The 398-nt window shown below is 68.3% G+C and carries 1 protein-coding gene; it reads left to right on the forward strand.

All coding sequences use genetic code 11. The annotated features are described in order from the left end of the window. Positions 1–117 precede the first annotated feature (117 nt). Complete coding sequence (locus K9U41_RS23635; RefSeq protein ID WP_282643252.1) at positions 118–327, forward strand: hypothetical protein; 210 nt, start codon at positions 118–120, stop codon at positions 325–327. Positions 328–398 lie beyond the last annotated feature (71 nt).

Consider the following 398-nt stretch of genomic DNA (forward strand, 5'->3'; position numbering starts at 1 on the left):
GGTCCTGACCAGGCGGGTTCGGTGGCCGTCCGTAATTGACCGGACGGGCCCCAAGTGTCACCCTTGAAGACGGCCCGCAGATCGGGCTGTCAACCGTATTCCGGAAGGCTTCACTACATGGCCAAGGCGCTGCTCGGCACCTTCCACAGCGACCAGCGGACCGCCGCTTCTGTCATGTCGGAGAACACCCGTCTCCGCGTGCGCGTGCGCGACCTGGAAGAGCTCATCGCCCGTCTGCAGGACGAGAACGACCGCCTGGCCCAGGCCGCGGCGGTCGCGATGCTCGACCTCCACTCGGAAGAGCTCAAGGAGATGCAGCCGGTCTGACCGGCACCTGGTGACGGCGACCTCCCCGGGTCGCCGCAGGCGTATCGGCGTGTCCGCGACCGCTCCGGGCC

The sequence above is a fragment of the Xanthobacter autotrophicus genome (genome assembly GCF_029991245.1).
Lineage (GTDB): Bacteria > Pseudomonadota > Alphaproteobacteria > Rhizobiales > Xanthobacteraceae > Xanthobacter > Xanthobacter autotrophicus_C.